This window comes from Nocardia cyriacigeorgica, from assembly GCF_005863245.1.
GTDB classification, from domain to species: Bacteria; Actinomycetota; Actinomycetes; order Mycobacteriales; family Mycobacteriaceae; genus Nocardia; species Nocardia cyriacigeorgica_C.
On sequence record NZ_VBUT01000012.1, the window covers coordinates 117,793 to 140,182 of the forward strand.

Below are 22,390 nucleotides of genomic sequence, written 5' to 3' on the forward strand. Positions count from 1 at the left end.
ATCGCATCCATTCAGGGTGGGGCGACGGTCCAGCCAGACCGCCGTGACCACGTAGACTCCGTATTCGCAGTGGCAGGTCCGGCAGCTGCGCGGCCTCCGGCGTCGAGGGTGCGGTGAGCGACCGCCCTGATCTGGACGAGTGGGCCGAGCATCAGGGGTCCGGGCGAGCCCTGGGAGAGGCGTCCTGCCGCCCAAGCTGCGTTGGCGGTACCCTTGGAGCGCAGGATCTAGACAGAGGGGTGCGTGGTGGAGCGTCGTCGAGTGACGAAGGAAGCCGTGAGGCGGTCTGCCGTGCGTTCGACCAAAGCTTCGGCCCGTCTCGAACGTCGCACTGTGCCGACCGGGTATGTCCGCTCGCAACGGGTCGTACAATTCTTGGCCGAGCGTCGACAGAAGGCCTGATGTCCCTTTCACCGGGGTACGGTGAAACGCCGGTACATGACGACGAAGTGAGCCTTTTGCTCCCCGACGTCCGTGAGCTACTCGGGGAACCGCTCAGCAAGGCCGCTTTGTACGACCTCGAACAGGCCGTTCAAGAGGAGGTCACCGAGGACCTCATGTACGACTGGGAGGTCGACAAGCGGTCCTACATCGATCTGCTGCGGCGATTCGACGGCCACAGGGACCCAAGCGAACTCGCAGCGTTCATCGGAACCAAGCCGTTGGGGGAGTAGCGCTGACAGATGGCGGGCATCGCCGTGTGTACGGAAAGTGGTGGTAGTCGTTCCGCTCGGCGTCGACGGCATTGTCGAGCTGATAGCCCGGGGTTACCGCCGCGATCATACTGCTGGAAACCGCAGCTGTTCCTGCGCATCGGTTCCGTACGGCGCACCGACAACCCGGTGCCCGACATACCCCACGGTGAACCCACCGAGCGCCCCGATCCCGGTGGCCGCCACCAGCCGCCTATCCATCTGCCATCCCTCGCGATCCACGGCGGACATACCGACGGCCACGCCGAACTGCGACCGTAACGGCGCGGCCTGCGGTCGGCAACTACTCAGCTACACCTAGGGGTCTGTGCGACGACCATGGTCCCATCAGATGGCCGAGCCGCCTTGACTCTCGCCTGAATGACCCGTGCTGGCGGCAGCAGCCGCACGCCTCCCCCGGCCGTGGTTGCGTCGCTCGGTCCAACGGTGCCCATCAGGATTGCCGCCGCGGACCGCTCGGCCACGTCCTCGACCGGACGTTCAGGCGCTGAGCTCGAGGGTGATGGCGGTGAAACCGGTGTCCTCCTCGGGGTGGCGGCCGATTTCGCGGAAGCCGAGGCGGGCATAGAAGGCGCGGGCGGAGGAGTTCTGTTCGAAGACGTCGAGGGTGACCGTGCCGTGCCGGCGTAGCGCGTGCTCGACCAGTCGCCTTCCGATACCCAACTTCTGGGCGTCGGGGTCGACGAAGAGGCCGCCGATTTCGGAGCCGAGCATTCCCAGTAGTCCGACGACACCCCGGGACGGGACTTCGGCGACCCAGTTGTCGGCCTGGACGAGATAGATCTCGCGAAGCTTGCGCTCGCGCTCGCCGGTTCCTTCGCCTTCGATGAAGGGGTGGGCGATTCGGCTGGCCCGGCTCCACAGACTCACCACGGTGGCTTCGTCTTCGGGGCGGTAGGGGCGGATGGTCACCGAGGTCGCTACGGAAGGGTGAGCGGCGGGATCGGTTTCGGGAGTCGTCACGAGTGACAACCTGCGCTACCGGACGGAGCCTTGGCAATCGATTTTCGGGGCTGCTCATGAGGACGGTAGCCAGATGTGTACCGAACACTCCGCCGCGGGCTGATTCCCAGCGCTGAGAATGTGAAATCGCTGGTGGGCGCGGCAGCTGCGTAGCCTGAAAGTCCTGCGGACCGCCCGGGGGGTGCGGCCCGGATTCCCGTGGTGCGCGAGGGGGGACTTGAACCCCCACGTCCGTGGACACCAGAACCTAAATCTGGCGCGTCTGCCAATTTCGCCACTCGCGCTGATGGTACGACCGTGCAAACTCTACCGGTCTCGGGGCGGATCGCGAAGCGATGGATGGGTGTGGCGTACTCGCGAGTAACCCGACCAGCGATTATAACGATTAGGTAACGGGCAATATGAGGGGGACTCATGTTTCGTCAAGGGAAACAGTGGGGGGACCTGCGGGTTCAAACATGAGGAGGGGTCATGTTTCTGAAAGTTCTGGTACTTCCGTACTGAAATACCGGGCGGTAGCCGAGTGACGGCGGAGCAAACGTGAGGGTTCCCTCATGATTTTGTGCGATCCTCGCCTTATCAGGGCCAGTTGGGTGAGGAGTGCGCGCACGAGGACGTGCGGCATCCCCGGACGGCACGTCGCCACGAGAAGGAAGTCGAAGCGTCTTGACGATCAACGAGAGCACCACGGCCGGAACCGGATTTCGCGCACACACGGGTAGGGGCGAAGCCGACGGAACGCGATCGCCCTTGCTGGATCGTCTGCTGAACGGGGCGCCCTACGCGCTGGCGTTCGGCGGTCAGGGGGCCCAGTGGCTGGGCGAGCTCGAGGAGATCGGCCGCGACGCGGCGCTGGAGCCGGAGCTCACCGCGCTGGTGAACGAGGCCGCGGCGCTGCTCGAGCCCGTTGCCGCGCAGTTGCTGGTGGTGCGGCCGATGGGCTTCGACCCGATCGGCTGGATGCTGGAAGACGAGCTGGTCGACACCGATCAGGGCGAGACCTCCGCGGCGCCGTCGGAGCGGGTGCTGCGGTCGGCGACGGTGTCGATGCCCGGTGTGATGCTGAGTCAGCTGGCCGCGCTGCGCGCGCTGCGGTTGCAGGGCCTGGACCCGGCCGAGCACGCGCCGGTCGCGATCGTCGGGCATTCGCAGGGCCGGCTGGCGGCCTCGGCGGTGGAGGCGGGCGGCACCCGTGACGCCGAACTGCTCGCCATCGCCCAATTGATCGGTGCCGCAGCGGGTCTGGTGGCCCGTCGGCGCGGATTGATGCCGGTGGGGCAGCGGTCGCCGATGGTCGCGGTGTCCAATGTCGATCCCGATGAGCTGCGCGCGGTCGTGGCCGAGGTGTCCGAGGGCGTCGATCCCGCGGCCGCCGCGGTGGTCTCGATCCGCAACGGCCGCAGGCGCGCGGTGCTGTCGGGCACGCCCGCGCAGCTGGAGCGGGTGCGGTTGCGGTGCGAGCAGATCCACGCCGAGCAGACCCGTGAGCGCGAGGCGAAGGTGCGTGGCGGTGCGGTGTTCGCGCCGGTCTTCGAGGACGTCGACGTCGACGTCGCCTTCCACCACCCGGCGCTGGCCGACACCGTCGACCTGGTCGCCGGCTGGGCGGGTCAGTGCGGCCTGGACACCGAGCTGGCGGGCTCGCTGGCCAAGGAAATCCTGGTCGACCCGATCGACTGGGTGGCGACGGTGGACTCCGTGGTCGCCGATGGCGCGGAATGGATTCTGGACCTCGGCCCCGGCGATCTGCTGTCCCGGGTGACCGGCGGTTCGCTGAAGGGCACCGGCGTCGGCATCGTCGCCGTCGCGACCCGGGCGGGGCAGCGCAGCCTGCTGACGCCGGGCGCGGCCCCGGAGGTGGCCCAGCCGTGGTCGGCGTACGCGCCGAAGCCGGTGCGGCTGCCCAACGGCCGGATCGTGGTCGAGACCGCCTTCACCCGGCTGACTGGTCGCTCGCCGATCCTGCTGGCGGGCATGACCCCGACGACGGTGGACGCCAAGATCGTCGCCGCGGCCGCCAATGCCGGTCACTGGGCCGAGCTGGCCGGCGGTGGCCAGGTCACCGAGCAGATCTTCACCGACCGGGTCGCGGAGCTGAAGACGTTGCTGCACCCGGGCCGCTCGGTGCAGTTCAACTCGCTGTTCCTTGATCCGTACCTGTGGAAGTTGCAGCTCGGTGGGAAGCGGTTGGTGCAGAAGGCCCGTGCGGCGGGCGCTCCGTTCGACGGTGTCGTGGTCACCGCCGGTATCCCGGAGCTCGAGGAAGCCGTCGCGCTGGTCGAGGAACTGACCGAGGCCGGGATCACCCATGTGGCGTTCAAGCCGGGAACCGTCGCGCAGATCCGCGCGGTATTGCGCATCGCCGACGAGATCCCCGGCTACCCGGTGATCATGCACATCGAGGGCGGCCGCGCCGGCGGGCACCACTCGTGGGAAGACCTGGACGATCTGCTGCTCGAGACCTACGCCGAGCTGCGCGCCCGGGACAACGTGGTGGTCTGCGTCGGCGGCGGCATCGGCACCCCGGAGCGGGCCACCGAATACCTCACCGGCACCTGGTCGCAGCCGCACGGCTACCCGGTGATGCCGCTGGACGGCGTGCTGGTCGGCACCGCCGCCATGGCGACCCTGGAGGCCACCACGGCTCCTGAGGTCAAGCAGATGCTGGTCGACACCCCCGGAACGCCCGACTGGGTGGGTGCGGGCACCGCGAGCGGCGGCATGGCCTCGGGCCGCAGCCAGCTCGGCGCCGACATCCACGAGATCGACAATGCCGCCTCGCGCACCGGCCGCCTGCTCGACGAGGTCGCCGGTGACGCCGACGCCGTGGCCGCACGCCGCGAGGAGATCATCGCCGCGCTCGACGCCACCGCCAAGCCGTACTTCGGCGACCTGGCCACCATGACCTACATCGAATGGCTGGAGCGCTACGTCGAACTGGCCGTCGGCTTGGACCGGCGCAAGGACTTCGACTGCGGCAGCGATCTCGGCGACGCCATCCTGGAAGCCACCCGTTCGGTGTGGCTGGACATCACCTGGCGCGACCGCTTCGCGGAGATGCTGCGCCGCGCCGAATCCCGGCTCAACCCGGCCGATCGCGGCGAGATCCCGACGCTGTTCACCGACGAGGATCTGGAGCGTCCGGTCGCGGCGCTGTGCGAGCTGCGCAAGCAGTACCCGGCCGTCGCCGAGACCCTGCTGCACCCGGCGGACGTGCCGTTCTTCATCTCGCTGTGCAAGACCCCGGGCAAGCCGGTGAACTTCGTGCCGGTCGTCGACGCCGATGTGCGGCGCTGGTGGCGGTCGGATTCGCTGTGGCAGGCCCACGACCCGCGCTACTCGGCCGATCAGGTGTGCATCATCCCCGGCACGGTGGCCGTCGCGGGCATCACCCGGGTCGACGAGCCGGTGGGCGAGCTGCTCGACCGCTTCGAGCAGGACACCGCGTACTCGCTGGTGCGGGCCGGTGTCGTTCCGGCCCCGGTGGACGCGCGGCGTACCGCGTCGGTGACCTCGGGTCCGATCGATGTGGTGCTGGCCGCCCCCGATGTCGAGTGGTCCGGGCGCACCACCGTCAACCCGGTGCACCGGCTCGGCGATCTGGCCGACTGGACCGTCGACGGTCAGGGCGCGGTGCATCCGCCGACCGGCGCCACGCTGGTCGAGACCACCGGTCCGGTGGCCGAGAACAGCTATGTCGAGCTCACCGTCCCGCTGTACGCGGGCAATGTGGTGCGCATCCGGATCACCGTGCCGGTCTCGGTGTACAACGGCGGCGCGCCGGTCGTCACCGCCGATGACGCCGACGCCGCCATGTCCGCGCTGCTCGCGGTCGCCGCGGGCCAGTCGCTGCCGGAGGTGAAGGGCCGGGTCGCGCACGTCAACTTGGCCTGGACCCCCGACCTCATCGCCGACCACGCCGGCGTCACCGGTTCCGGTCTGCCCGCCGACCTCAGCACCCTCGGCCGCACCGTGCCCGACGTGCTGGTGGGCGCCTGCTGGCCTGCGGTCTTCGCGGTGCTCGGCGCGACCCGCACCGACGCCGCGGAGTCGGTGATCGAGGGCATGCTCGACCTGGTGCACCTCGATCACCAGATCGAGCTGCTGCGCGAACTGCCCGGCGACACCAGCATTCTGGTGGTGCGTGCGGAATCGACGTCGGTGCTCGACACCGATATGGGCCGCGTGGTCGAGGTGCGGGTCACCGTCGGCGAGATGCGTGATCAGGGCCTGGATGTGGTGCCGCTGGCCGAGCTCACCGAGCGGTTCGCCATCCGCGGCCGCAACGGCTCCGGCGAGCTGTCGGATCCGCCGCGCGCGGCGGGCACGCTGTCCGAGCACGCCACCGACACCCCGCGTCGCCGCCGCCGTGACGTCACCATCGTCGCGCCGCGCACCATGGCCGCCTTCGCCGCGGTCTCCGGCGACCACAACCCCATCCACACCAGTGAGGCCGCCGCCAAGCTGGCCGGACTCGGCAGCCCGATCGTGCACGGCATGTGGCTGTCGGCCGCGGCCCAGCACGCGGTGTCGGCGATCGATCCGCAGAGTTCGGTTCCTGCTCGCACGCTGACGGCCTGGACCACCCGGTTCCTCGGGATGGTTCGCCCCGGCGCGGAGATCGACGTGCGCGTCGAGCGGGTCGCGGTGGATCAGGGCAGCGAGATCGTCGAGGTGTCCTGCCGCACCGGCGGCGATCTGGTGATGACGGCGACCGGCCGCACCGCCGCCCCCAAGACCGTCTACGCCTTCCCGGGCCAGGGCATCCAGCGCAAGGGTATGGGCCTGGACGCGCGCTCGCGGTCCAAGGCCGCCAAGGAGATCTGGGATCGGGCCGACAAGCACACTCGCGCCGCGCTCGGCTTCTCCATCCTCGCCGTGGTGCGCGACAACCCGACCTACCTGAAGGCGCGCGGCGTCGAGCACCGTCACCCCGACGGCGTGCTGCACCTGACCCAGTTCACCCAGGTCGCGATGGCCACCCTCGGTGTCGCCCAGGTGGCCGAGCTGCGCGAGGCCGGTGCCTTCGTCGAGGGCGCCTACCTGGCCGGGCATTCGGTCGGTGAGTACAACGCGCTCGCCGCGGTGGCCGGCGTGCTGCCGCTGGAGGCGGTGCTCGAGGTGGTGTTCCAGCGCGGTTCGGCCATGCACGAGCTGGTGCCGCGTGATGCCAAGGGCCGCAGCGATTACCGGATGGCCGCGATCCGGCCCTCGCAGTTCGGGCTGCCGGACGACGAGGTCGTCGGGTTCGTCTCGGGCCTGTCCGAGCAGACCGGTGAGTTCCTCGAGGTCGTCAACCTGAACCTGCGCGGGTCGCAGTACGCGATCGCGGGCACGGTGGCCGGGCTCGAGCATCTGGAAGCCGAGATCGACCGTCGCCGCGCCGAATTCGGCGGCAAGCGCGCGTTCATCCTGGTGCCGGGCATCGACGTGCCGTTCCACTCGACCGTGCTGCGCGAGGGCGTGCCCGAGTTCCGGCACAAGCTCGAACAGCTGCTGCCAGAGAACCTGCACCCGGAGGTGCTGGTCGGGCGCTACATCCCGAACCTGGTGCCCAAGCCGTTCTCGCTGGAGCGCGAATTCATCGCCGAGATCGCCGATCTGGTGCCCTCGGAGCCGCTGGCCGCCGTGCTGGCCGACTTCGACTCCTGGTCGCAGCGGCCCACCGAACTGTGCCGCGTGGTGCTGATCGAGCTGCTGGCCTGGCAGTTCGCCAGCCCGGTGCGCTGGATCGAGACCCAGGACCTGCTGTTCACCGATACCGCGCACGGCGGTCTCGGGGTGGAGCGGTTCGTGGAGATCGGTCTCGGTGCGACCCCGACGGTGGCGAACCTGGCGAGCCAGACGTTGAAGCTGCCCGATTTCGGCACCACCACCGTCGAGGTGCTCAATATCGAGCGTGAAGCCGGCATCGTCTACTCCACCGATACCGATCCGGCGCCGGTGGACGAGCCCGAGGATGCCCCGGCCGAAACCGCCTCCGCCGCACCGGCTCCCGCCGCGGCACCGGCCCCGGCTGCCGCACCGGCCGCCTCGGGTGGACCGCGCCCGGACGACATCGCCTTCACTGCCGCCGACGCCACTCGCGTGCTGATCGCCCTGTGGACCAAGCTGCGCATCGACCAGATCGGTCCGGTCGACACCATCGAGGGCCTGTGCGACGGCGTCTCCTCCCGGCGCAACCAGCTGCTGGTCGACCTCGGCGCCGAGCTGTCGCTCGGTGCCATCGACGGTGCCGCCGACGCCGATATGGGCGCGCTGTCGGCCACCGTCGACCGGCTCGCCCGCACCTACAAGCCGTTCGGCTCGGTGCTGTCGGACGCCATCGGCGATCACCTGCGCAAGGTGTTCGGCCCCTCCGGCAAGCGGCCCGCCGCGATCGCCGAGCGGGTCAAGAAGGTATGGGAACTCGGTGACGGCTGGGCCAGCCACGTCACCGCCGAGGTCTCGCTCGGCACCCGTGAGGGAGCGAGCGTGCGCGGCGGCGACCTGGGCGGGCTGGTCTCCGGCGCCCTGTCGGACGCCGCCTCGGTCGATGCCGCCATCGACGCCGCCGTGCAGGCCGTGGCCGCGCGCCGCGGCATCTCGGTGGCGCTGCCCGCGACCGGCGGTGGCGCCGGCGCGACGGTGGACGCCGCCGCGCTCGGCGAATTCACCGAGCAGATCACCGGCCGCGACGGCGTGTTGGCCTCGGCGGCGCGCCTGGTGCTCGAGCAGCTCGGCCTCAGCGAGGAGGTCTCCGCACCGGAGGCCACCGAGGACGGCCTGGTCGATCTGGTCGCGGCCGAACTCGGTTCGGATTGGCCGCGCCTGGTCGCGCCCGCGTTCGATGCCCGCAAGGCGGTGCTGATCGACGACCGCTGGGCGACCGCGCGCGAGGATCTGGCCCGGCTGTGGCTGGCCGAGGACTCCGAGACCGCCAAGCAGTCGGTCGACGGTTTCGTCGGCGCCGGTGAAGCCGTTGCCGCCCAAGCGAAGTGGTGGCGCCAGCGCGCCATGCACGAGGCGCGGTCGGTGCTGGCGGGCCACTACGAGCGCATTGCCACGGCCGCGCTGAGCACCGAGGAGCCGGGCCTGTGGTCGGCCGACGTCGCCGTGGTCACCGGTGCCAGCAAGGGCTCGATCGCCGCGGCGGTCACCGGGCGCCTGCTCGCCGGCGGCGCGACGGTCGTGGTCACCACCTCCGGCCTGGACGACAACCGGCTCGGCTTCTACCGCGAGCTCTACCGCGCCAACGCCCGCAACGGCGCCGCCCTGTGGGTGGTGCCCGCGAATATGGCCTCCTACACCGATATCGACGCGCTGATCGAGTGGGTCGGCACCGAGCAGGTGCAGACCGCGGGCGGCGCCAAGATCAAGGTGAAGGACGCGCTCACCCCGACGCTGCTGTTCCCGTTCGCGGCACCGCGCGTCGCGGGAGATCTCTCCGACGCCGGCGCCCGCGCCGAAATGGAGATGCGGGTGCTGCTGTGGTCGGTGGAGCGGTTGATCGGCGGGCTGTCCAAGCTCGGCGCCGACCACGATGTGGACGCGAAACTGCATGTGGTGCTTCCGGGTTCGCCCAACCGCGGCCTGTTCGGCGGTGACGGCGCCTACGGCGAGGCCAAGGCGGCGCTGGACGCCGTCGTGGCCAAGTGGCGGGCGGAGAAGTCGTGGTCTAGCCGGGTCACCCTGGTGCACGCGCTGATCGGCTGGGTCCGCGGCACCGGCCTGATGGGCCACAACGACCCGATGGTCGAGGCGGTCGAGAAGGCGGGCGTGCAGACCTGGTCCACCGCCGAGATGGCCGACGAGTTGCTCAAGTGGGCCACCGCACGGGCCCGCGCCGTCACCCTGACCGGACCGCAGCAGATCGACCTGACCGGTGGTCTCGCCGGCGCCAAACTCGATCTGCCCGCGCTGGCCAAGCAGGCCATGGAAGCCGAGCGGGCCGAGGCCGGCGACGCGGACGCCGAGCAGGCGCAGCTGATTCCCGCGCTGCCCGCGCCGCCGACGCTGACCTCCGCGCTTCCGGTGCCCGAATGGGGACAGGTCACCGCCGATCTCACCGATATGGTCGTGATCGTCGGCGCCGGTGAGCTCGGCCCGTACGGTTCGGCGCGCACCCGCTTCGAGATGGAGGTCTCCGACGAACTGTCGGCGGCGGGCGTGCTGGAGCTGGCCTGGACCACCGGCATGGTCACCTGGGAGAACGAGCCCAAGCCCGGCTGGTACGACACCGAAACCGGTGACTACGTGCCCGAATCCGAGCTCGCCGACAAGTACCACGACGCCGTGATCGAGCGGTGCGGCATCCGCCGCTACGAAGACGACGGCGCCATGATCGACAACACCAGCCCGCTGATGACCTCGGTGTTCCTCGATCAGGACCTGTCGTTCACCGTCGGCAGCGAGGCCGAGGCGCGCGCCTTCCACGCCGCCGACCCCGAGCACACGGTGATCACCCCGGTCGCCGACTCCGCCGACTGGACCGTGACCCGCAAGGCGGGCACCGAGATCCGGGTGCCGCGCAAGGCGAAGCTCTCGCGCACCGTCGGCGGCCAGATCCCCACCGGCTGGGATCCGACCGTCTGGGGCATCTCCGCCGACATGGCGTCCTCGGTGGACCGGGTGGCGCTGTGGAACATCGCCTGCACCGTCGACGCGTTCGTCGGCTCCGGGTTCAGCCCGGCCGAGCTGATGAGCTGGGTGCACCCGAGCCTGGTGGCCAACACCCAGGGCACCGGCATGGGCGGCATGTCCTCGATGCGCTCGCTCTACGTCGACAACCTGCTCGGCGAGCCACGCCCGAACGACATCCTGCAAGAGGCGCTGCCGAATGTGGCGCTGGCGCATGTGGTGCAGTCCTACGTCGGCAGCTACGGCGCGATGGTGCATCCGGTGGCGGCGTGCGCGACCGCGGCGGTGTCGGTGGAGGAAGGCGTCGACAAGATCAAGCTCGGCAAGGCCGAGGTGGTCGTGGCCGGCGGCTTCGACGATCTCGGCATCGAGGGCATCGTCGGCTTCGGTGACATGTCGGCCACCGCGGATTCGGCGGCCATGAGCGCCAAGGGCATCAGCGACCGCTACTTCTCCCGCGCCAACGACCGCCGTCGCGGCGGATTCGTGGAATCGCAGGGTGGTGGCACCGTGCTGCTGGCCCGCGGCGATATCGCGGTCGAGCTCGGCCTGCCGGTGCTCGGTGTGGTGGCCTACGCGCAGTCCTTCGCCGACGGCGTGCACACCTCCATCCCGGCGCCGGGACTCGGCGCGCTGGGTGCGGGCCGGGGCGGGCGGGAATCCCGGTTCGCCGCCGAACTGCGCAAGCTCGGCGTCGGCGCCGACGACATCGCGGTGATCTCCAAGCACGACACCTCCACCGCGGCCAACGATCCGAACGAATCGGAACTGCACGAACGCCTCGCCGAGGCGATCGGCCGCTCCGACGGCGCGCCGCTGTTCGTCATCTCGCAGAAGAGCCTGACCGGGCACGCCAAGGGCGGTGCGGCCGCGTTCCAGCTGATCGGCCTGTGCCAGGTGCTGGAAAACGGTGTGGTGCCGCCGAACCGGAGCCTGGACTGCGTCGACGAGAAGATGCGCGAATACCCGCACCTGGTGTGGGTGCGTGAGGCGCTGCGCTTCGGCGAGCGTTTCCCGCTCAAGGCGGGTCTGGTGACCTCGCTCGGATTCGGGCACGTGTCGGGTCTGCTCGCGGTGGTGCATCCGGAGGCGTTCATCCAGGCCATCGACCCGGACAAGCGCGAGGACTACCAGCGCCGGGCGCAGCAGCGTCAGCTCGCCGGACGTCAGCGCTTCGTGGAGGCGATGTGCGGTGGCGCCCCGCTCTACGAGCGCCCGGCCGACCGCCGGCTCGGCGGCGACGGCACGCCCGCGGCGCAGGTGCGCGGGCTCGAGGCGGGCGTGCTGCTCTCGGGTGAGGCCAGGCTCGGCGCGGACGGTGTGTACCGGATCGGCGGACGTGGTTGTGAGACCGGGCAACTCGTCGACGGTTCCGGCACCGCGGGGCGCACCACACCGTAGGCTGCGCCACTGTGACCATCCTCGGAATCGGCTTGGACCTGGTAACCATCTCCGAGTTCGCCGAACAGCTGCAACGGTCGGGCACGACCATGCTCAGGGAGAGCTTCACCGCCGGTGAGCGGCGCTACTGCCAGAGCAAAGGCACCGACCCGGCCCGCAGCTACGCGGCGCGATGGGCGGCGAAGGAGGCGGTGCTCAAAGCCTGGGCATCGTCTCGCTTCGCGCGCCGCCCGCAGATCGGGGACAACCCGTATCCGCTGATCGAGGTGGTCAACGACGCCTGGGGCAGGCCGAGTATCAAGCTGCACGGCCTGGCCGCGGAATTCCTGCCCCGGGCGCGGGTGCACCTGTCGCTGACCCATGACGGCGATACCGCCGCGGCGATGGTGGTGCTGGAAGATCCGGGCGAGCTGGCCGATCTCATCGAGGGCCGGGCGCCGGAGAGCTGATCAGCTCTCGTTCGCGGTACGCGATTCCTTCTCGGCCACCAGCAGATAGGCCACCATCAGCCGTTTGAGTTCGGCGACGGCGTCGGCGTGGCTCTGCTCGTCCTGCACCGAGAAGTTGAGCATCGAATAGACCACGTGCACCAGCACCTCGGCCATCATGGTGCGCCGGGCGCGCGGTGTGCGCGGGGTCAGCGGCCGCAGCATCTGCGAGACGACCTCGGCGAACTCCTTTTCGTGGATGGCGCCGGTGGCCCGGGTGGACGGCGTGGACTGCATCGCCAGCCACACTTCGCGCCGCGACGGGTCGGTCATCCACAGGCTGGCCAGGTGGTCGACGAACTGGTTCATATGGCGCAACCAGTCCAGCGACGGGACTTCACCGTGGAAGTCGGCCAGCTCCTGGGAAACCGCGACCAGGTCTTGCCGATTCAGCTCGCACACGATGACGTACTTGTTGGCGAAGAACTGGTACAGCGTGCCGATCGGCACCTCGGCGCGGGCGGCCACCTCTTCACAGGTGAACGATTCGAACCCGACCTCGACCAGCAGTTCCCTGGAGGCCTGCAACAGCGCGTCGAACTTGCGTTTGCTGCGCTCCTGCGTCGGCCGCTTACGCGGCATCAGCTCCTGCGGATCGTCCTGCATATCCAACGCAGGGTCCAGGCGTCGTTTCGACCTGGTCTCCGTGCGCGTTTCCACACGTCCAGGCTAGCGGTAGCGGCCGGTCCGCGGCACACTGCCGCTACTCCCGGTACCTGAAACTGTCATTTGTCACCACCCATCCGCATCGGCCGTGGTATCGAACACATACCAAGGGCACGTGCCTCCGGCGGGTGTTCAGGGCAGGGATCCAGGGGAAATGCAGGGAAATCTCTCCAGGCTCATGGTTTTCGATGCGTCCGTGAGCCGGTAGCGGCACAGGGAAGGCGTGAACTGTGGTAGCTCGGTCCGTACAGGCTCGATCCGTGATCACTCTCGGCGTGTCCACCGAACGTGGTGCGGTGCACGCGGTGGCCCTCGGTGCGGAGGGTACGAAATTGTCCGAACGGGTGCTGCTGCACCGTGTGGCCACCACCGAGGGTGACGGGAAGGGCGAGCTGGCCGAGACCGTGGCACGCGTGCTGGACCGGATCGCGGCCGAGATCGGCTCAGGCGGTGAGATCGACGGGGTCGCGGTGGCCTACCGGGACGCCGCCGAGCGTCGCGCGATCGTCACCCGGCTGGCGTCGGGGCCGTGGCGCAGCGCCTCGCTGGTGTCGACCAAGTCCGCGCATCTGAGCGTCGCGGGAGCCATGACCTGGCTCAACGAATTCGACAACCTGCTGATCTGCGAGGTCGTACCCGGCTACCAGGCCTTCACCCTGGTCGATCCCGGCCGCAGCCGGGTGCTGGCGGCCACCGGCCACTCCGGTGCCGCGGTCACCATGGAGACCATGCGGGCGGCGGTCACGGTGGCCCGCGATCAGCTCGATGCCGCCGAGGTCCGCCCGGACGCGGTGGTGTTGATCGGTTCGAGCGCCGACCAGCCCGCCGTCACCGGTGCCGTCGCCGGATTCGGTGCGCCCGTAATCCCGTGCATGATCGCCGCTCCCGCGCCCGCCATCGGCGCCGCGCTGTTCGCCATGGACGATCTGATCGACACGGTTGTGCCGATCGAACAGGCGCGCCGCCAGCGCGGGGGCGGGGTCGCGCTGGTCGCCGCCGCCGGTGTGCTGGCCAGCGGCCTTGCCGGTGGCGGGATGTATCTGCTGGCCCAGAACCGGCACTCCGGGCCCGCCGCCACCGACGCGATGTCGGCGGCGAACTCGCACACCGTCGACGCCGACAGCGGCGATCCCGCCCGCCCCGGTGCCGCGCCGCACCCGCCGCACGCACCGGCCCGGGCGCCGGAACCCATGGGATTCCAGCCGGGTTCGGCGACAGCGATCCCGGAAACCGAGAGCCTGCACACCACCCCACGCCCGCAGTACGCCGCAGGTCACCGGAATTCGTGGCCCGGCCATGATCGGGGCATCCCGTTGGTCGACGCGGAGCCGGAAACCGCGCCCGCGGCGTGGGATCCGAGCCGCAACTCGGTGGTGCCGGAGCCGCAGGTGAAGGTCGGTGAGCCACACGGTTTCCTGTTCCCCGGGGAATCGCCGCCTCCGCCGGCCTTCAGCGCCGAGTCCTACGCCTGGTGGACCGAGCATGTGCGGATGCTCGCCCAGTGGGCCGCCGAACAGGTCCTGCCCAGCTGATCGGCGGCCATCGAGCGGATCAGTTCATGGTGCGGCGGCGCAGCAGCACACGGGCCGCGAGATAGCCGGCCAGCGCGATCACCGAGCACCAGCCGATCGCCAGCGCTGCGCTGTTGCCGATCGGCGTGCCCATGAGCAGTCCGCGCATCGTCTCGATCACCGGCGTCACGGGCTGGTGTTCGGCGAACGGATGCAGCCAGGACGGCATCGATTCGGTCGGCACGAAGGCGCTGCTCACATACGGCAGGAACATGAACACGAAGGTGAAGCCGTTGGCGGCCTCCGGATTGCGGGCCAGCAGGCCCAGCGCCGCCGCGACCCAGGACAGAGCGAGCACGAACATCGCGATCACCGCGATGGCCGCGAGCCAGCGCAGTGGGTCGGCGGTGGGCCGGAAACCCAGCGCCACCGCGACACCGATGACGATGCCTGTGGTGATCAGATTCCGGATCACGCTCTCGGCGACATGCCCGGTGAGCACCGCCGACCGCGCGATATCCATCGTGCGGAACCGGTCGATGATGCCGTTGTGCATATCGGTGGCCAAGGCGGGCGCCGTCATCGCGGCACCGAAACCGGCGCACAGCAGGATGATTCCGGGCACCACGTAATCGATGTAGGCGCCCGGGCCCACATCCATCGCGCCGCCGAAGACGTAGACGAACATCAGCAGGATCATCACCGGCAGCGCGATCGTCATGATCATGGTGTCGGGACTGCGCAGGGTATGGCGCAGATTGCGGTCCAGCATGGTGCCGGAGTCGACGGCGGCACGCACGGTGCGTGCGGCGGGGGACAGGGTGGTCATTCTCAACTCGATTCGGAGTACGCGCTGTCAGGCGGCGGTGTCGACACGGGTGGGATGGCCGGTCAAGGCGAAGAAGACGTCGTCGAGATCCGGCAGGTGCACCGTCAGCTGATCGACGGTGATGTCGAGTTCGTCGAAGCGGTACAGCAGCCGCTTCACATCGCCGGCGTTGCCGTCGGAGGGAACCTGCAGGGTCAGCTGGTCGACGTCGGCCAGTGCGTGGTTGCCCGCGGCGACCACCCGGTCATCGAGGGCGTGGACGGCGGCGCTGAGCTGGTCGCGGTCGGCGAAACGCAGCCGGATATGTCCGCCGGGGGCCAGCTGTTTGAGTTCCTCGGGAGTGCCGTCGGCGACCAGTTTGCCGCCGTCGAGCACGGCGACGCGGTCGGCGAGCTGATTGGCCTCCTCCAGATATTGCGTGGTCAGGAAGACCGTGGTGCCGTCGGCGGCGAGTTGTTGGATCACTTGCCACAAGTCGCGTCGACTGCGCGGATCCAGGCCGGTGGTCGGTTCGTCGAGGAACAGCATCCGCGGCTCGCTCATCAGGCTCATGGCCAGATCGAGGCGGCGGCGCATACCGCCGGAGTAGGTGCCCGCCCGGCGGCTCGCGGCCTCGGTCAGATCGAACCGCTCGAGCAATTCGGCGGTGCGGCGGCGTGTTTCGGCGCGGCCCAGGTGCAGCAGTTTGCCGGTGAGGTGCAGGTTCTCCACCCCGGTCAGCACCTCGTCCACGGCCGAGTACTGGCCGGTGACGCCGATCAGCCTGCGCACGATCGCGGGCTCGTCGACGACGTCGTGGCCGAACACCAGGGCCCGGCCCTGGTCCGGCGTGCTCAGTGTGGCGAGGATGCGCACCATCGTCGTCTTGCCCGCACCGTTGGGTCCGAGCAGCGAGAAAACTGTTCCGGCAGCGATGTTCAGGTCGATGCCGTCGAGCACCACGCGCTCGCCGAATGACTTGCCCAAGTGGGCGAGGGTGAGCGCGGGTGGGCGAGAGGAACTCATGAGGATCTCCGATCCAAAACTGTTTATAACCTATACTGTGTTTATAGAGTAAACAGTTTATGGGCGCAAGGGAAGGCGGCCGCGGACACGGATAGAGTCGACGCGAGCGAAGGAGGATGGCAGACGATGACGTCCGGTACCGGCGAGCTACCGAAGGCGGTAGCGCTGATGTGGGGGCTCGAACAGCCGGGCGGTCGCGGCCCCAAACGCGGGCTCACCCTCGAGCAGATCATCGAGGCCGCCATCGCGATCGGTGACGCCGAGGGGTTCGCGGCGCTGTCGATGAACCGCGTCGCCCGCGAACTCGGGTTCACGGCGATGTCGCTGTACCGCTATGTCGACAGCAAGGCGACGCTGATGGAGATGATGCTCGATCACGTCATCGGGCTGCCGCCGGAGATCGAGCCCGGCACCTCCTGGCGCGCCGGCCTGGCGCAGTGGGCGCGCAGCGAATACGAGGTTCTGGGCAGGCACCCCTGGGCGCTGGACATTTCGTTCGGCGGCTCACCGCCGCTCGGCCCGAACAATATGGCCTGGCTCGAGGCCGGACTCGGCACCTTGCGCGAGGTGCCGGTGCCCGACGCGGTCAAGCTCCAGCTCGTGATGAACCTGTCGCTGTATGTGATCGGGCGCCGCCGCGCGGCCCGCGATATCGCCCCGAGCCTCGAGTCCGAGGCCGACTTCACCGAACCGCTGCGGCAGCTACTCGATCCGCAGCAGTTCCCGGCGCTGCTGTCCGCGCTGAGCAACCGCGCCTTCGACGACGACGACATCGATTGGGAGCAAGGCGATTTCGAGTTCGGCATGGAGCGGCTGCTCGACGGCTACGAATGCTTCCTCAACGCCTACGGCAGCTGATCACACCGACAGCTCACCTCACACCGACAGGTCGCGGCGCAGCTTGGCCACATGACCGGTGGCGCGCACGTTGTACTGAGCGACCTCGATCTTGCCTTCCTCGTCGACGAGGAACGTCGAGCGGATGACGCCGGTGACCTTCTTGCCGTACATCATCTTCTCGCCGAAGGCGCCCCACGCGGTGAGCACGCTGCGCTCCGGATCCGACAGCAGCGGGAAGTTCAAGCCCTCGTTGTCGCGGAACTTGGCCAGCTTGGCCGGTTTGTCGGGGGAGATGCCGATGACGTCGATGCCCGCGCCGGACAGCTCGCTCAGGTTGTCGCGGAAATCGCAGGCCTGCTTGGTGCAGCCGGGGGTGCTCGCGGCCGGGTAGAAGTACACGATCACCTTGCGGCCGCGGTAATCGGCGAGGGAGACGTCCTTGCCGTCGGCGTCGGGCAGGGTGAAATCCGGGGCGGGATCGCCAGGGGAGAGACGGTTGTCGGTCATCACCGAACCGTAACCGAAGGCGCCGACAGCGAGCGCGGATACACTCGTCGGCGAGCCCTGGACCGGCCGCGCTCCACAGCCGGCCGTGGGCCCGTGAACCCTGTCGCGCATCGCGCGGCGACGCACGACACAGCACCGTTTCCGCGCGCAGGCGCGGCGATTGTCTACAGGAGGCGCCAAGTGGCAAGGGATACCGAGCGGATCGAGCAGGAGATCGAGGCCGCGCGGACGCGACTGGCCAGCACGCTGGACGAGATCGCGGTGCGGGCCGATCCGCAGCGGATCGCCGACGACACCAAGCAGCTGGTGGTGGCCAAGGTCAACGAGCCCAAGGTGAAGTACACCCTCATCGGTGCCGGGGTGCTGCTGGCCGGACTGCTGCTGGTCAAGATCTTCCGCTGAGCGCTGCGGCAGTTCCGCTGAGCGCGGGGCCCGCGAACAGACGAACACCCGGTCGGCAGTAGCCGTACCGGGTGTTCGTCTGTGTGGAGAGTGTCAGACCGTCGGGCACGCGAATCCGTCACCATCCGGATCCAGGTGCGGGCCGAAACCGGGTTCGCCACGGAAGATCGGCGCCCGGCCCGCGGCCTTGACGTCCTCGCAGTTGGCGAAGGCGCCACCGGCCGAGCCGGTCTGCGAGGTTCCGGCCGAGCCGGTGGCCGCCGAACCGGTGTCGACGGCGGACGAACCGGTGCCTGCGGAACCGGAGGGAGCGGGGACGGCCAGCGCGGTGGGGGCCGCGAGGAGGGTCAGTCCCGCGGCGGCGACGCTGACGGTGAGCCGGCGAACGTTCATGTATTCCTCTATGTTCTGCTGCGGTGGAATTGGCGCCGGAGAGTCCGAACGCCGCATCCACTGTTGTGACGACCCACGCACTTGTCAACCGGATGACTCTCATATGCCGGTGCCGACCGGGGGATCCGGGGCACCGACCAGGGGCGGGACACGCGCACGGTGGTGTTCGGTGAATTCCGGTGAAACGGCCGGTTGTGGTAGGGATTCAGCTTGTGTCCGTTGTATGCCTACCGCCGCGCGCGATCATCGCGCGCCCGGTGTGCGGGCGAGTGAGCTAAACCGGGAGAGAGCAGTTGGTGCGGATCAGCGAGGGCTCGGCGGTCGCTACGGCGGCCGCCGATTCGGTGACGGAGGCCGCGAAACCGGCCGACTACCGCCTGGATCTGGACGGCCTGCGCGGGGTGGCGATCGCCCTGGTGGTCGCCTTCCATGTCTGGTTCGGCAAGGTCTCCGGCGGCGTCGATGTCTTCCTGGTGCTGTCGGGCTTCTTCTTCACCGGCATGCTGCTGCGGCGCGCCGAAGGTGACGGCGGGATCGGCCTGTGGCAGACCTTCCGCCGGACCGCCCGCCGCCTGTTGCCCGCATTGTTCGTGGTGCTGGCGCTGGTCGTGGTGATGACGGTGGCCGAGCATCCCTACACCCAGTGGGCGGATATGTCGGGCCAGACGGTGGCCTCGGCGCTGTATTACCAGAACTGGTACCTGGCCAATGCCGCCGCCGACTATCTGGCGGCCGATCCCTCGGTGAGCCCGCTGCAACATCTGTGGTCGATGGCGGTGCAGGGGCAGTTCTATATCGCCATCACACTGCTGCTGGCCGCGGTGGCGTGGGCATGCCGTCGCGCCGGGCGCCGCGAGGCGATCAGGCCCGCGGTGGGTGCGCTGGCGGTGGTGCTCGGTATCGCCTCGTTCATCTACGCTGCGCTGCGTTCGACGACGTATCAGGAGTGGATCTACTACGACAGCGGCGCCCGGGCTTGGGAGCTGCTGGTCGGCGCCCTGCTCGCGGTGATCGTGCCGTTTCTGCGGGTGCCGGAACGGTTGTGGGCGAAGGTGGGATTGTCGCTGCTCGCGGCCGCGGGTCTGCTGGCGGTGCTGACCTGCGGAATCCTCTTCGACGGTGCCCGCCAGTTCCCCGGGCCCGCGGCGCTGTTCCCGGTGGGCGCGGCGGTCGCCTTGATCCTCGCGGGTGTGCGGACCGAGTCGGGCTGGAAGCCTGCGGTGTCGCGGCTGCTGGCCACCCGCCCGATGGTCGAGCTCGGAGCCGTCGCCTACGCGCTGTATCTGTGGCATTGGCCGCTGCTCATCTACTACTTGATCCGCGCCGACACCACCGAGGTCACGGTGACCGCCGGGCTGATGATCATCGGTGTCTCGCTGGTGCTCGCGGTGGTGACGAACCGGTTGATCGAGGAACCGCTGCGGCTGCGCTCGGGCGCTGCGATCACCTCGCCGGCCTGGTTGCGCCGCGGTGCTGCGGTCGCGGTCAGCGTCGTCGCCGCGCTGGTGCTCGGCGTCTCGGGGTTCTGGCAGGGCGTGCTGATCACCAACCCGGCGCGCCCCATCGGCGCGCTCGACCCGGCGGTGTACCCGGGTGCGGAGGCGCTGCTGGCCGGTGCCACGGTGCCGCCGGCCCGGGTGCGGCCCTCCGTGCTCGAGGCGCCGGGTGATGTGCCCGCGTCTACCATCGACGGCTGTATCTCCGACTGGTTCACCACCGAGATCACCACCTGCACCTACGGCGACCCGAACGGTTCGCGCACCATGGCCGTCGTCGGCAACTCCCATGCCGAACACTGGCTGCCCGCGCTGGACGCGCTCGGTCACGCGCACGGGGTGAAAGTGGTCGTGCTGCTCAAGATGGGCTGCCCGCTCAATATCCGCGAGGACGCCAAGTATCGCGGTCTCGATATCCCGGACTGCCGTGACTGGTCGCGCGCGGTGATCGATCGACTCGGCACCGAACGCCCCGATTGGGTGTTCACCACCGCGACCGAACCGCAGTGGCCGATCGGCGGCGACCGCACGCCTGAGGAGTTCGTGGAGGTGTGGTCGGCGATGGCCGAGCTCCAACTGAACGTGCTGGCCATCCGGGACACTCCATGGCTGCGCAATGAGAAAGGCACCCGGTACCGCGCCGTCGACTGCCTCGCCGCCGGCGGTGACGCGGAGAGCTGCGGCATCGCGCGCAGCGAGGCGCTCTCGCCGGTGAACCCGGCCGTCGAGCCCGCCGCGGCGTTCCCCAACGTCCATCTGCTCGATCTCAGCGACGCCGTCTGCGGCCCGCAGGTGTGCCGGGTCGTGATCGGGAACGTGCTCGTCTATCACGACGAGCACCACATGACGGCCAGCTACGTCCGCACCATCGCCCCGGAGCTGGAACGCCAGATCGGGGCGACCACCGGCTGGTGGTGAACGCCGCGGCCGCGGTTGGTGTCTACGTCAACCATCGGTGGCTAGCATCGTGGGGTGGTGCGATGGCTGAGCGACGAGGAACAGGCTACCTGGCAGGCCTACATCCTGCTGCGTCAGCGGATGGACGCGGCGATCACCGCGGGATTGGCGGCCGACGGGCTGTCGATGCCCGACTACGAGCTGCTGGTCCCGCTCTCGGAGGCACCGGACGGCTGCCTGCGCGCCAAGGAGCTGGCGGCGCGGGTGTGCTGGGAGAAGAGCAGGCTGTCCAAGCACCTGGCGCGCATGGCCGCGCGTGGTCTGGTCGAGCGTGAGCCGGTGGCCGGGGATGCCCGCGGCGTGCTGATCCGGTTGACGCCGCAGGGGCGTGCGGTGCTCGAGAAGGCCGCGCCGCATCATGTGGGGCTGGTGCGGGAGATGTTCATCGACGGGATCACCGATGCGGAGGCGCGGGCGCTGCGGACGTTGTCGGCGCGCGTCGTGGAGCGATCCGAGCGCGGGAGCACCGACCGCTGGGTGGCGCCGGATGGAGCCGACGAAGCCGTCTGATCGCCCCAGATGATGATCGAGGCGTAGCCGAGCGGATACTCAGCCGGACGGCCTGCTTCGGTCAGGAGTTCGCCCGGCGGCACCTCGGGGCTGCGGCGGAAGCGCCATCACGACCAGGGCGTGATCGGCGGTTTGACCCACAACAGCTTCTCGTCGAGATGCGCCCGCACGGCGGCCGGATGGTCGGGATGACGCTCGGCCCACGCGTCCTTCTCATCGAGCAACCGGGCCACCGATTCCCAGGTCTCGCCGGTGCTGGGCGGATTGGTCCGCGCGGCCCTGGCCAGTTTGCGCCGGAGCGCGGCGGGCATCGCCAGTAGTTCGGTGCCGGTGATACCGCGGTCCCAGATGAAACCGGCCAGGCGCCGCGCCTTCTCGGCGCGGCTCCTGGCCGCTGCGTCGGAGTGGGCGTAATCGGCCATGGCGCAGTGTACGACGGGCCGGTGACGCCGGATCCGGGTCAGTACGCGCTGTTGACGTTGTCCATCGAGCCGTAGCGGTGCGCCGCGTAGTTGCAGGCCGCCACGATGTTGGACACCGGGTTCCAGATGTCGAACGGGGTGCCTTCGACGTGGTAGGCGGCGAAGGTGGGGTCGATCACCTGGAGCAGGCCCTTGGACGGGATGCCGGCGGCGGCGTTGGAGTCCCACAGGTTGATCGCCTCGGGGTTGCCGGTGGATTCACGCATGATGTTGCGCATGATGCCGTCGTAGGAGCCGGGGATGCCCTTGGCCGCCATGATGTCGAGCGCCTGGCGGATCCAGCCGTCGAGGTTGTCCGGGTAGACCGGCGGGGCGGGGGCAGGCGCGGGGATCGGCTCCGGCGCGGGGGCCGGGGCAGGGGCGGGCGCCGGAGCGGGGATGGCCTCGGCGACCGGCTGGTCGGCCGGCTTGTCGGCGACCGGCTCAGCCTGCGCGGGCTGCTGCTCGGAGACCATCGCGATGCGCTCCGGAACGCTGTCGTCGGCCACCGAGACCGCGGAGGATGCGGCGACGGCGACGATTCCGGCCGCGGCGGCGGCGACGGCGAAGCCCTCGCGCAGCGAGCGGCGGCGAATGGTGGAAATGCGTCGGTCAGGCATGCGAAATCG

16 protein-coding genes and 1 tRNA gene are annotated in these 22,390 nt (G+C 69.5%); 8 read left to right on the forward strand and 9 right to left on the reverse strand.

Going from position 1 to position 22,390, the window contains the following annotated elements:
• The first annotated feature begins 449 nt into the window (after nt 1-449).
• Nucleotides 450-674 carry a hypothetical protein gene (locus FEK34_RS26200; protein WP_249359627.1) on the forward strand — a complete coding sequence of 75 codons (225 nt, stop codon included), beginning with the start codon at nt 450-452 and terminating at the stop codon, nt 672-674.
• A 519-nt stretch (nt 675-1,193) separates the two neighbouring features.
• Here FEK34_RS26200 and FEK34_RS26205 read toward each other — a convergent pair.
• Together FEK34_RS26205 and FEK34_RS26210 are read right to left on the reverse strand one after the other, a co-directional pair.
• Nucleotides 1,194-1,676 carry a GNAT family N-acetyltransferase gene (locus FEK34_RS26205; RefSeq protein ID WP_138452053.1) on the reverse strand — a complete coding sequence of 161 codons (483 nt, stop codon included), beginning with the start codon at nt 1,674-1,676 and terminating at the stop codon, nt 1,194-1,196.
• A 199-nt stretch (nt 1,677-1,875) separates the two neighbouring features.
• Nucleotides 1,876-1,960: transfer RNA gene (locus tag FEK34_RS26210), tRNA-Leu, on the reverse strand.
• A gap of 382 nt (nt 1,961-2,342) precedes the next feature.
• Here FEK34_RS26210 and FEK34_RS26215 point away from each other — a divergent pair.
• The gene (locus FEK34_RS26215; RefSeq protein ID WP_138452055.1) at nt 2,343-11,696 is read left to right on the forward strand and encodes a type I polyketide synthase; all 9,354 of its coding nucleotides are present in this window, start codon (nt 2,343-2,345) and stop codon (nt 11,694-11,696) included.
• A gap of 11 nt (nt 11,697-11,707) precedes the next feature.
• On the forward strand, nt 11,708-12,145 hold the full coding sequence (gene acpS, locus FEK34_RS26220) for a holo-ACP synthase AcpS (protein WP_138452057.1): 438 nt from the start codon (nt 11,708-11,710) through the stop codon (nt 12,143-12,145).
• Here the strand turns inward: acpS and FEK34_RS26225 are convergent, their stop codons facing one another.
• Complete coding sequence (locus tag FEK34_RS26225; protein WP_171048418.1) at nt 12,146-12,790, reverse strand: TetR/AcrR family transcriptional regulator; 645 nt, start codon at nt 12,788-12,790, stop codon at nt 12,146-12,148.
• 320 nt (nt 12,791-13,110) lie between these two features.
• Here FEK34_RS26225 and FEK34_RS26230 point away from each other — a divergent pair, with 320 nt between their 5' ends.
• Nucleotides 13,111-14,382 carry a hypothetical protein gene (locus tag FEK34_RS26230; protein ID WP_138452059.1) on the forward strand — a complete coding sequence of 424 codons (1,272 nt, stop codon included), beginning with the start codon at nt 13,111-13,113 and terminating at the stop codon, nt 14,380-14,382.
• Between the two features lie 19 nt (nt 14,383-14,401).
• Here the strand turns inward: FEK34_RS26230 and FEK34_RS26235 are convergent, their stop codons facing one another.
• Nucleotides 14,402-15,190 (reverse strand): ABC transporter permease, encoded by a 789-nt coding sequence (locus FEK34_RS26235; RefSeq protein WP_138452061.1) that lies wholly within the window; start codon nt 15,188-15,190, stop codon nt 14,402-14,404.
• Between the two features lie 27 nt (nt 15,191-15,217).
• Nucleotides 15,218-16,195, reverse strand: coding sequence for an ATP-binding cassette domain-containing protein (locus FEK34_RS26240; RefSeq protein ID WP_138452063.1), 978 nt, complete (start codon nt 16,193-16,195; stop codon nt 15,218-15,220).
• Nucleotides 16,196-16,321: 126 nt separating this feature from the next.
• Between FEK34_RS26240 and FEK34_RS26245 the strand changes: the two genes are divergently transcribed.
• Nucleotides 16,322-17,053, forward strand: coding sequence for a TetR/AcrR family transcriptional regulator (locus tag FEK34_RS26245; protein WP_138452065.1), 732 nt, complete (start codon nt 16,322-16,324; stop codon nt 17,051-17,053).
• Nucleotides 17,054-17,071: 18 nt separating this feature from the next.
• On the opposite strand, the gene bcp is transcribed toward FEK34_RS26245, so the two are convergent.
• Complete coding sequence (gene bcp / locus FEK34_RS26250) at nt 17,072-17,542, reverse strand: thioredoxin-dependent thiol peroxidase (protein ID WP_138452067.1); 471 nt, start codon at nt 17,540-17,542, stop codon at nt 17,072-17,074.
• 180 nt (nt 17,543-17,722) lie between these two features.
• Between bcp and FEK34_RS26255 the strand changes: the two genes are divergently transcribed.
• On the forward strand, nt 17,723-17,944 hold the full coding sequence (locus FEK34_RS26255) for a DUF3618 domain-containing protein (protein WP_138452069.1): 222 nt from the start codon (nt 17,723-17,725) through the stop codon (nt 17,942-17,944).
• 93 nt (nt 17,945-18,037) lie between these two features.
• Here FEK34_RS26255 and FEK34_RS26260 read toward each other — a convergent pair whose 3' ends face one another.
• On the reverse strand, nt 18,038-18,337 hold the full coding sequence (locus FEK34_RS26260) for an excalibur calcium-binding domain-containing protein (protein WP_014349542.1): 300 nt from the start codon (nt 18,335-18,337) through the stop codon (nt 18,038-18,040).
• Nucleotides 18,338-18,630: 293 nt separating this feature from the next.
• Here FEK34_RS26260 and FEK34_RS26265 point away from each other — a divergent pair, with 293 nt between their 5' ends.
• Nucleotides 18,631-20,751, forward strand: a complete 2,121-nt coding sequence (locus tag FEK34_RS26265; RefSeq protein ID WP_138452071.1) for an acyltransferase family protein — start codon at nt 18,631-18,633, stop codon at nt 20,749-20,751.
• Nucleotides 20,752-20,805: 54 nt separating this feature from the next.
• Entirely contained in the window at nt 20,806-21,300 is a 495-nt protein-coding gene (locus FEK34_RS26270) for a MarR family winged helix-turn-helix transcriptional regulator (RefSeq protein ID WP_138452073.1), read from the forward strand.
• Between the two features lie 107 nt (nt 21,301-21,407).
• Here FEK34_RS26270 and FEK34_RS26275 read toward each other — a convergent pair whose 3' ends face one another.
• Entirely contained in the window at nt 21,408-21,722 is a 315-nt protein-coding gene (locus FEK34_RS26275) for a hypothetical protein (protein ID WP_138452075.1), read from the reverse strand.
• Between the two features lie 38 nt (nt 21,723-21,760).
• Nucleotides 21,761-22,381, reverse strand: coding sequence for a transglycosylase SLT domain-containing protein (locus FEK34_RS26280; RefSeq protein ID WP_138452076.1), 621 nt, complete (start codon nt 22,379-22,381; stop codon nt 21,761-21,763).
• Nucleotides 22,382-22,390: the final 9 nt, after the last annotated feature.

Coding starts and splice junctions, on each gene's coding strand:
- FEK34_RS26245 (WP_138452065.1), top strand. CDS start 16,322: ATGACGTCCGGTACCGGCGAGCTACCGAAGGCGGTAGCGCTGATGTGG.
- FEK34_RS26275 (WP_138452075.1), bottom strand. CDS start 21,722: ATGGCCGATTACGCCCACTCCGACGCAGCGGCCAGGAGCCGCGCCGAG.
- FEK34_RS26280 (WP_138452076.1), bottom strand. CDS start 22,381: ATGCCTGACCGACGCATTTCCACCATTCGCCGCCGCTCGCTGCGCGAG.
- FEK34_RS26240 (WP_138452063.1), bottom strand. CDS start 16,195: ATGAGTTCCTCTCGCCCACCCGCGCTCACCCTCGCCCACTTGGGCAAG.
- FEK34_RS26225 (WP_171048418.1), bottom strand. CDS start 12,790: ATGCAGGACGATCCGCAGGAGCTGATGCCGCGTAAGCGGCCGACGCAG.
- FEK34_RS26260 (WP_014349542.1), bottom strand. CDS start 18,337: ATGAACGTTCGCCGGCTCACCGTCAGCGTCGCCGCCGCGGGACTGACC.
- FEK34_RS26235 (WP_138452061.1), bottom strand. CDS start 15,190: ATGACCACCCTGTCCCCCGCCGCACGCACCGTGCGTGCCGCCGTCGAC.
- bcp (WP_138452067.1), bottom strand. CDS start 17,542: ATGACCGACAACCGTCTCTCCCCTGGCGATCCCGCCCCGGATTTCACC.